Below are 8,238 nucleotides of genomic sequence, written 5' to 3' on the forward strand. Positions count from 1 at the left end.
ACCGGTCGGCCGTCGACGGCCTCGCATCGGCCGGGCTCGGCACGCTGGCCCCGGTCGAGGTGGCCGAGTATCTGGGCCTGCGCCCCACCTGGACCGACTCGACGTCCGTCGGCGGCTCCACCTGGGAGGTCATGGCGGCCCACGCGGCGGACGCGATCGCCGCGGGCCACGCTCGCGCCGTCCTCCTGGTGTACGGCTCCACCGCCCGCGCCGACATCCGCGCGGGCCGCCGTACCTCCAACCTCTCCTTCGGGGCGCGCGGACCGCTCCAGTTCGAGGTCCCGTACGGCCACACCCTGGTCGCCAAGTACGCGATGGCCGCGCGCCGCCATATGCACCAGTACGGGACGACCCTCGAACAGCTCGCGGACATCGCCGTCCAGGCGCGCGCCAACGCCGCGCACAACCCGGACGCGATGTTCCGCACCCCGATCACGGTGGACGAGGTGCTGAGCGGCCCGATGATCGCCGATCCCTTCACCAAGCTGCACTGCTGCATCCGCTCCGACGGCGGCTGCGCCCTGCTGCTCGCGGGCGAGGAGTACATACCGGACACGGCGAAGCCCCCGGTGTGGGTGCTGGGTTCGGGCACCGCGATCTCCCACACCACCATGTCGGAGTGGGGCGACTTCACCGTCTCGCCCGCCGCGCTCTCCGGGCGGCAGGCCTTCGAGCGGGCCGGGGTGCGGCCGTCGGACATCGATGTGGCCGAGCTCTACGACGCGTTCACCTATATGACGCTGGTGACCCTGGAGGACCTGGGCTTCTGCGCGAAGGGCGAGGGCGGGGCGTTCGTGGGCAAGGGGCGGCTGCGGCTTACCGGCGATCTGCCGACGAACACGGACGGCGGCGGGCTCTCCGCCTGCCACCCCGGTATGCGCGGGCTGTTCCTGCTGGTGGAGGCCGTACGGCAGCTGCGCGGCGAGGCGGGTGAGCGGCAGGTCCGCAAGGCGGGCGGGCGGCTGCCGGAGCTGGCCGTGGCGTCGGGGACGGGCGGCTGGTTCTGCTCGTCGGGGACGGTGGTGCTCGGGCGCGGCTGAGGGCTCCCCGCGGGCGTTTCGCCCGCCCCCGTGTCACCCTGGCTCACTCTGGAATGAGAAAAAGACAGGGGAACCCGATGCATGGAACCGGCGACGAGGCGGCCGAGGAATTCCGTGAGCTGCTGCGCGGGCTGCGCGTGCACGACGCCGGCGAGCTGCCCGCCTTCGACCCGGAACAGGCTCCGGACGAGCCGCTGTCGCTCTTCCGACGGTGGCTGCGCGAGGCCGCCGAGGCGGGCGTGCCGGGCCCGCACACCATGATGTTGGCCACCGCCGACGCGGATGGCCGCCCCTCCGTGCGTACGGTGATGCTGCACGACGTGGACGCGCGCGGCTGGCACTTCGGCACCCATCGCACCAGCCGCAAGGGCCGGGAACTGGCCGCGCGTCCGTACGCGGCGCTGGGGTTCCACTGGACCGCGGTGGGCCGGCAGGTGCGGATCGGCGGACGGGTCACGGCGGCCGACCCCGAGGAGAGCACCGCGGATCTGCGCGGGCGCTCGCCGGCGGCGCTGACGGCCGCGCTGGCCGGGGGCGGGCGGCAGAGCGAGGTCCTGGGCTCGTACGAGGAGTTGGAGCGGGCTTTCGAGGCGGCGCGGGAGCGGGTGGAGCGGGAGCCGGACGCGACGGCGCCGAGCTGGACGCTGTATGTACTGGCCGCGGACGAGGTGGAATTCTACCAGGAGGAGGAGCACCGTCGGCACGTACGGCTGCGCTACCGCCGCGCGGGCGAGGGCGAGGACGGGGGTTGGCGGCGCGAGCTGCTGTGGCCGTGAGGGGCGGGGCGGTGCCGGCCCGGGCTCGGGGGGCCGGTCCGGCACCGCCCGCTGCCCGGTCAGGAACTGTTGCGCCGCGATCCGGTGCCGTGCCGGGTGGGCTCTTGGCCGTCGATGGACCTGCCGTCGAGCACGTAGACGGTAGTGTTGCTGCACTTGGTGGACACACCACCGTTGGAGGCGGCAGCGCTGCCACCCGCGCCACCGGTGAAGGTCCCCTCCAGAGTGGCTGTGTTCGCCTGGTCGATCTGGGCGGTGTTGCTACCTCCGGTTGACGCTGTCTGCGCGACCGAAGCGCCAGTGCTCTGGTTGGATCCGGCGAGGCCACCGGCGCCGCCGTTGGCCACCGACGTGGAAAACGACTTGCAGATGTTGTTGTTTTCGCTTTTGTTGCCGTACAGCCCAGGGTGTGGAACGTCGGCCCAAGCCGTTCCCGTGCCCACGGCGAGCAGCGCGCCAGTGGTCGCGGACAGAGCCGACAACATCTTGCTGAAGGTCATGAGCCCTCTCAAAGCAGAAACTGAAGTTGCCGGGCTAACGAGCCTTCCTTCATGAGTGTGTCGATATCCGGTGCGGCTTCAGCCTTCCGGCCGCACCCGGCCGGTCACGCGGCGGGGCGGAAGACGGGGATCGCCGGGGCGCCCTCGTGCGCGGCGCGGAAGTCGACGCGCAGATCCATGCCCACACGCAGATCCATGCCCACACGCAGATCCATGTCCGTGCGCAGGTCCATGTCCACACCCTGGTCCAGGCCCGCGTGGCCGACCAGCTCGGTCATCATGCGTGGGCCCTCGGCGAGTTCGACGACGGCGGCGGTATAGGGGACACGGGCACCGAACGGCGGGAGGTCGTTGCGGTGCACCACGGACCAGGTGTACAGGGTCGCGCGGCCGCTCGCCCGCACCCAGACGACGTTCTCGCTCCAGCACCGGGGACAGAACTCGCGTGGGTAGTGGTGGGCTTGGCCGCAGTCCGTGCAGCGGCGGATCAGCAGCTGCCCGTGCGCGGCCGCGTCCCAGTAGGGGCGGGTGAAGTCGTCGATCTCCGGCAGGTCGAAGCGGGGCGCGCCCGAGGGGGGCGCGCTCACAGAAACAGCCCCCATGCCTCGTCCAGCGCCCAGGTCTGCCAGCTCATGCCGAGGAGAGCGACCAGGGAGATGAGCACCATCATCGAGTTCTGCCCCTGCTCGGCCCAGTCGTGGATCATCAGCACGAAGTAGAGCAGGTTCAGCAGCGCGCCGCCGATCAGGGCGATCGGGGTGAGGAAGCCCAGGACCAGGCCGAGGCCGATGGCCAGTTCGGCGTAGAGGACGACATACGCCATGAGCTTGGGGCGGGACCCGACGACGGCGCCGAATCCGCCGCGTACGAACGCCCAGCGGTGCTTGGCGGCGACGCCGGCCGCCCAGGTGATGCCGGTGTTCCGTTCCAGCCAGGCCTTCTTGTCCTTGTGCCGCCAGCTCTCCAGCCACCACAGGCCGAGCCCGATGCGCAGCACGGCGAGCCATTCGGGCCCGCTGAGCCAGATCGTACGCATCACTCCCCCTCTCCTGTCCGTCCCGCCGGGGCGCGCTTATCTGACGGTACGTCAGTTCAGCGGACGCGGACACAGAGCGCAAGAGGCCGTGCGACGGCCCGTGATCGATCCGCAATCGATTCGGAATAAATTTGACGGAAACCTGCCAATTATCTGGCTACGCTCACGCCCATGGCCGACACCTTCCCCGAGCACTCCTCACCCGTGTACGTGATCGGCGGTGGCCCGGGCGGGCTCGCCACAGCGGCGGCCCTGCGCGAACGCGGCATCCGCGCGGTGGTCCTGGAGAAGTCGGAGGCGGTCGCCGCCTCCTGGCGCGCCCATTACGACCGGCTGCATCTGCACACCACACGCCGCCTGTCCGCCCTCCCCGGGCTCGCGATCCCCCGGGCGTACGGGCGGTGGGTCGCCCGCGACGACGTGGTGCGCTATCTGGAGCAGTACGTCGAGCACCACCGGCTGGAGATCGTCACCGGGGTGGAGGTCTCACGGATCGACCGGGCTCCGGACGGCGAGGGCTGGGTGCTGCGGGCCACGGGCGGACGGACGCCCTCCTCGCCCGTCGTGGTCGTGGCCACCGGCTACAACCACACCCCGCGCGTGCCCGACTGGCCGGGCCGGAAGACCTATACCGGCGAGTTGCTGCACGCGAGCCGCTACCGCAACGCCCGCCCGTACCAGGGCCGGGACGTCCTGGTCGTCGGCGTCGGCAACACGGGCGCCGAGATCGCGGTCGACCTCGTCGAGGGCGGCGCGGCCCGGGTGCGGCTCGCGGTGCGCACCGTGCCGCACATCGTGCGCCGCTCCACGGCGGGCTGGCCCGCGCAGGCCACCGGCGTCATGGTGCGGCGGCTGCCCACCCCGCTGGTGGACCGGGCGGCGCGGGCGATGAACCGGCTCACCATGCCGGACCTCGCCGAGCACGGGCTGCCCTTGCCGGAGACCGGCCTGTACACCCGGGTGCGCCAAGGCGCGATCCCGGTGCAGGACGTCGGCCTCATCGACGCGGTCCAGGCCGGGAAGGTGGAGGTGGTGGCGGCGGTCGAGTCCTTCGAGGAGGACAAGGTGGCGCTGGCCGACGGCTCCCGCATCAGCCCCGACACCGTGGTCGCGGCGACCGGCTACCGGCGCGGCCTGGACGACCTCGTCGGCCACCTGGACGTGCTCGACGCGCGCGGCAAGCCCCTGGCCCACGGCCCGCGCACCGCCCCCTCGGCCCCGGGCCTGCACTTCACGGGCTATACGAACCCGATCAGCGGCATGTTCCGCGAACTCGCCATCGACGCGCGCAAAATCGCCAAGGCCATCGACCGCACATCGGCGTGATATCGCCGCTCCCGCCCGGCGTGACCCCTGGATCCGCCGGGCACCATCACCTCACCGCCCCAAGGGCGGCCCCCGTCACCCTGCGTTTTGTCCACGCACCCCCATTCCTGACATGGTGTCAGTTCCGTTAATCTGACTCCTGAGTAATCTGACTGGACGTCAGTTATCTGGCTTGTCGCCAACGAGCAGGAGTGGCGGATACCGATGCTTGGATCGACTCACGGCACCCTCACCACCAACTCCCGTCACGCCCGCGTCGCCGCCTGCGGCCGGCCTCCCGGCCCCGCCGTCCATGTCCACGGCAGATCCGCGGCCGCCGAGGACGTGGACGTCAGCGGCCGCCCGCTGCACTCCGCCGTCCCCGATCTGGACCGGTTCTTCCGCCCCGAGTCGGTGGCCGTCGTGGGCGCCTCCGACGCCGAGGGCCGCCCCAACACCGGCATCACCCGGCAGCTGATCGCCTGGGCCGAGCGCGTCGGCGCGCGCCTGCACCCCGTGCACCCCTCCCGCTCCGCCGTCTTCGGCCTCCCCTGCGTCCCGTCCGTGGCCGATCTGCCCGAACCGGTCGACCTCGCCGTCCTCCTCGTCCGTGACCCCCTCCCGCTCGTCGAAGAACTCGCCTCCGCCAAGGTCAAGTTCGCCGTCGCCTTCGCCTCCGGCTTCGCCGAGACCGGCGCCGAGGGCGCCGCCGCCCAGGCCCGGCTGTCCGCCGCCGTACGGCGCGGCGGACTGCGCCTCCTGGGCCCCAACACCAACCTCAACGCCTTCGAGGAGTTCCGCGAGGACCTGGAGGGGCCGGCGATCGCCCTCATCACCCAGTCCGGCCACCAGGGCCGCCCCGTCTTCACCCTCCAGGAGCTGGGCATCCGGCTCAGCCACTGGGCCCCCACCGGCAACGAGGCCGACCTGGAGACCGCCGACTTCATCTCCTACTTCGCCGCCCGGCCCGAGGTCGGCGCCATCGCGATGTATGTGGAAGGGCTCAAGGACGGACGCAGCTTCCTGCTGGCCGCCGACCGCGCCGCCCGCGCCAAGGTGCCCGTCGTGGCCGTCAAGGTCGGCCGCACCGAGACCGGGGCCCGCACGGCCGCCTCCCACACCGGCAAGCTGACCGGCTCGGACGCGGTCGTGGACGCGGCCATGCGGCAGTTCGGCGTGATCCGGGTCGACGGCCTCGACGAGCTGCAGGACACGGCCGCGCTGCTCGCCCGCGCCCGGCCCCCGCGCGCCGAGGGCGTCGTGGTCTATTCGATCTCCGGGGGCACCGGCGCCCACTTCTCCGACCTCGCGACGGCCGCCGGGCTCCCACTGCCCACGCTCGGCGCCGAGAAGCAGGCCGAGCTCCACCAGTGGATACCCGACGACCTCAGCGTCGCCAACCCGGTCGACAACGGCGGCCACCCCGTCGGCGACTGGCGGGGCCGGAAGATCATCGACGCCATCCTCGCCGACCCCTCCGTCGGCGTGCTGATCTGCCCGATCACCGGGCCGTTCCCACCGATGAGCGACAAGCTGGCGCAGGACCTGGTCGACGCGGCGGAAGAGACGGACAAGCTGGTGTGCGTGGTGTGGGGCTCGCCGGTCGGCACCGAGGCCGCCTACCGCACCACCCTGCTCGGCTCCTCGCGCGTCGCCACCTTCCGGACCTTCGCCAACTGCATCACCGCCGTCCGCGCCTATCTGGAGCACCACCGCTTCACGGCCGGCTACCGCTCCCCCTTCGACGACGCCCCGCGCACCCCTTCCCCCTCGGCCCGCAAGGCCCAGGCGCTGCTGCGCCCGGGAGAGCAGCTGAGCGAGCACGCCGCGAAGCAGCTGCTGCGGGCGTACGGCATCCGGGTGCCGCGCGAGCAGCTGGTGACCAGCGCGGCGGCGGCCGTCCGCGCCGCCGGTCTGGTCGGCTACCCCGTCGCCATGAAGGCATCCGCGCCGCAGCTCGCCCACAAGACCGAACTTGGCCTGGTCAGGCTCGGGCTCACCTCCGCGAGCCAGGTCCGCGACACCTATCGGGACCTGACCGACATCGCCCGCTACGAAGGCGTCGAACTGGACGGCGTGCTGGTCTGCCAGATGGTCGAGCGCGGTGTGGAGATGGTCGTCGGCGTCACCCATGACAGCCTTTTCGGGCCGACCGTCACGGTGGGCATCGGCGGTGTGCTCGTCGAGGTGCTGCGGGACACGGCCGTGCGCGTGCCGCCCTTCGGTGAGGACCAGGCGCGCGCGATGCTCACCGAGCTGCGCGGCCGGGCGCTGCTCGACGGTGTGCGCGGCATGCCCCCCTGCGATGTGGACGCCCTGGTCGAGGTCGTCCTCCGCGTCCAGCGCATGGCTCTGGAACTCGGCGACGACCTCGCCGAGCTCGACGTGAACCCCTTGATGGTGCTGCCGCGCGGCCAGGGCGCGGTGGCCCTCGATGCCCTGGCCGTGTGCCGCTGAGGCGCCCGGCCCGCGCGCCCGGCCCTCCAGCCGAGCTCCTGCCGCCACCTCGCCGCCCACCCCGGCCACGGCCCCGTCCCAAGGGAACTCCCCCATGACTTCCTCCCCCGAAGAATCACCTGAATCCGTTGTACGGCACGCCACTGACAACGGCGTGGCGTGGATCACCCTCGACCGCCCGGCCGCGATGAACGCCATCACCCCTGACCAGCGCGAACGCCTGATTTCACTGCTCGACGACGCCTCCGCCGACCCGGCGGTCGGGGCCGTGGTGCTCACCGCCACCGGCAAGGGCTTCTGCGCGGGGGCCGACCTGCGCGGCGGTGCCCGGACAGGCGCAAGCGGGGGCGAGCGGGTCGCCGGCGATGTGGCCCGGCTGATCCGGCGTGGGGCGCAGCGGCTCATCGCCGCCGTGCTGGACTGCGAGAAGCCGGTCATCGCCGCCGTGAACGGGACCGCGGCCGGGCTCGGCGCCCATCTCGCCTTCGCCTGCGATCTGGTGATCGCCGCCGAGTCGGCCAGGTTCATCGAGGTCTTCGTACGCCGCGGGCTGGTCCCCGACGGCGGCGGCGCCTATCTCCTCCCGCGCCTGATCGGCCCGCAGCGGGCGAAGGAGCTGCTGTTCTTCGGCGATTCGCTGTCCGCCGCCGAGGCCGAGCGGATCGGTCTGGTCAACCGGGTCGTCCCGGACGGCGAGCTGGCCAAGACCGCCCGCGAGTGGGCCGAGCGCCTGGCCGGCGGCCCGACCCGCGCCATCGCCCTCACCAAGCAGCTGGTGAACGGCTCGCTGGAGGCCGATCGCGCGGCCGCGTTCGCCGCCGAGGCTGCGGCCCAGGAGATCAACATGACCACGGCGGATGCGCAGGAAGGCGTCCGCGCCTTCGCCGAGCGCCGCGCCCCCGAGTACCGGGGCCGCTGAAAGGGCACCTTCCGGGACTTCCCATCTGACGCAGCATCAGATTCAATGGAATCATGATGGGACACGCCGGGATGGCAGCCACCGCGGTCCGCTATCTGCGCTCGGTCGGCTCGCCGACCGCCGCCACGCGCCGCGACGAACCCCTGCCGCGGGCGGCCCCAGCGCCGCTCCGCCCCGGCCGCCCCGGCCGCCCCGCCCTGCGCGC

8 protein-coding genes are annotated in these 8,238 nt (G+C 72.4%); 5 read left to right on the forward strand and 3 right to left on the reverse strand.

Going from position 1 to position 8,238, the window contains the following annotated elements; genetic code table 11:
• On the forward strand, positions 1 to 1,040 hold a 1,040-nt coding region (locus tag CCN51_RS29805), incomplete at its 5' end, for a thiolase C-terminal domain-containing protein (RefSeq protein WP_086860280.1).
• A gap of 77 nt (positions 1,041 to 1,117) precedes the next feature.
• Complete coding sequence (locus CCN51_RS29810) at positions 1,118 to 1,816, forward strand: pyridoxine/pyridoxamine 5'-phosphate oxidase (protein WP_014178869.1); 699 nt, start codon at positions 1,118 to 1,120, stop codon at positions 1,814 to 1,816.
• Positions 1,817 to 1,875: 59 nt separating this feature from the next.
• Here the strand turns inward: CCN51_RS29810 and CCN51_RS29815 are convergent, their stop codons facing one another.
• The 3 genes from CCN51_RS29815 to CCN51_RS29825 all read right to left on the reverse strand — a co-directional run bounded on the left by CCN51_RS29815 (position 1,876) and on the right by CCN51_RS29825 (position 3,352).
• The gene (locus CCN51_RS29815; protein ID WP_014178868.1) at positions 1,876 to 2,316 is read right to left on the reverse strand and encodes a hypothetical protein; all 441 of its coding nucleotides are present in this window, start codon (positions 2,314 to 2,316) and stop codon (positions 1,876 to 1,878) included.
• Positions 2,317 to 2,420: 104 nt separating this feature from the next.
• Positions 2,421 to 2,918 (reverse strand): Zn-ribbon domain-containing OB-fold protein, encoded by a 498-nt coding sequence (locus CCN51_RS29820; protein WP_086013678.1) that lies wholly within the window; start codon positions 2,916 to 2,918, stop codon positions 2,421 to 2,423.
• Positions 2,900 to 3,352, reverse strand: a complete 453-nt coding sequence (locus tag CCN51_RS29825; protein ID WP_014178866.1) for a hypothetical protein — start codon at positions 3,350 to 3,352, stop codon at positions 2,900 to 2,902. The genes CCN51_RS29820 and CCN51_RS29825 overlap by 19 nt, the downstream gene beginning before the upstream one ends.
• A gap of 171 nt (positions 3,353 to 3,523) precedes the next feature.
• Here CCN51_RS29825 and CCN51_RS29830 point away from each other — a divergent pair, with 171 nt between their 5' ends.
• The 3 genes from CCN51_RS29830 to CCN51_RS29840 all read left to right on the forward strand — a co-directional run bounded on the left by CCN51_RS29830 (position 3,524) and on the right by CCN51_RS29840 (position 8,033).
• Positions 3,524 to 4,678: a flavin-containing monooxygenase gene (locus tag CCN51_RS29830; RefSeq protein WP_014178865.1), complete on the forward strand. Its 1,155-nt coding sequence runs from the start codon at positions 3,524 to 3,526 to the stop codon at positions 4,676 to 4,678.
• 204 nt (positions 4,679 to 4,882) lie between these two features.
• Positions 4,883 to 7,114: an acetate--CoA ligase family protein gene (locus CCN51_RS29835; RefSeq protein ID WP_014178864.1), complete on the forward strand. Its 2,232-nt coding sequence runs from the start codon at positions 4,883 to 4,885 to the stop codon at positions 7,112 to 7,114.
• A 94-nt stretch (positions 7,115 to 7,208) separates the two neighbouring features.
• Positions 7,209 to 8,033, forward strand: a complete 825-nt coding sequence (locus CCN51_RS29840; protein ID WP_043487413.1) for an enoyl-CoA hydratase/isomerase family protein — start codon at positions 7,209 to 7,211, stop codon at positions 8,031 to 8,033.
• Positions 8,034 to 8,238 lie beyond the last annotated feature (205 nt).

The organism is Streptomyces milbemycinicus, from assembly GCF_002154605.1.
Lineage (GTDB): Bacteria > Actinomycetota > Actinomycetes > Streptomycetales > Streptomycetaceae > Streptomyces > Streptomyces milbemycinicus.

Excerpts from the sequence above, each read along its gene's own strand:
- CCN51_RS29810 (WP_014178869.1), top strand. The coding sequence starts at position 1,118 with ATGCATGGAACCGGCGACGAGGCGGCCGAGGAATTCCGTGAGCTGCTG.
- CCN51_RS29815 (WP_014178868.1), bottom strand. The coding sequence starts at position 2,316 with ATGACCTTCAGCAAGATGTTGTCGGCTCTGTCCGCGACCACTGGCGCG.
- CCN51_RS29820 (WP_086013678.1), bottom strand. The coding sequence starts at position 2,918 with ATGGGGGCTGTTTCTGTGAGCGCGCCCCCCTCGGGCGCGCCCCGCTTC.
- CCN51_RS29825 (WP_014178866.1), bottom strand. The coding sequence starts at position 3,352 with ATGCGTACGATCTGGCTCAGCGGGCCCGAATGGCTCGCCGTGCTGCGC.
- CCN51_RS29830 (WP_014178865.1), top strand. The coding sequence starts at position 3,524 with ATGGCCGACACCTTCCCCGAGCACTCCTCACCCGTGTACGTGATCGGC.
- CCN51_RS29835 (WP_014178864.1), top strand. The coding sequence starts at position 4,883 with ATGCTTGGATCGACTCACGGCACCCTCACCACCAACTCCCGTCACGCC.
- CCN51_RS29840 (WP_043487413.1), top strand. The coding sequence starts at position 7,209 with ATGACTTCCTCCCCCGAAGAATCACCTGAATCCGTTGTACGGCACGCC.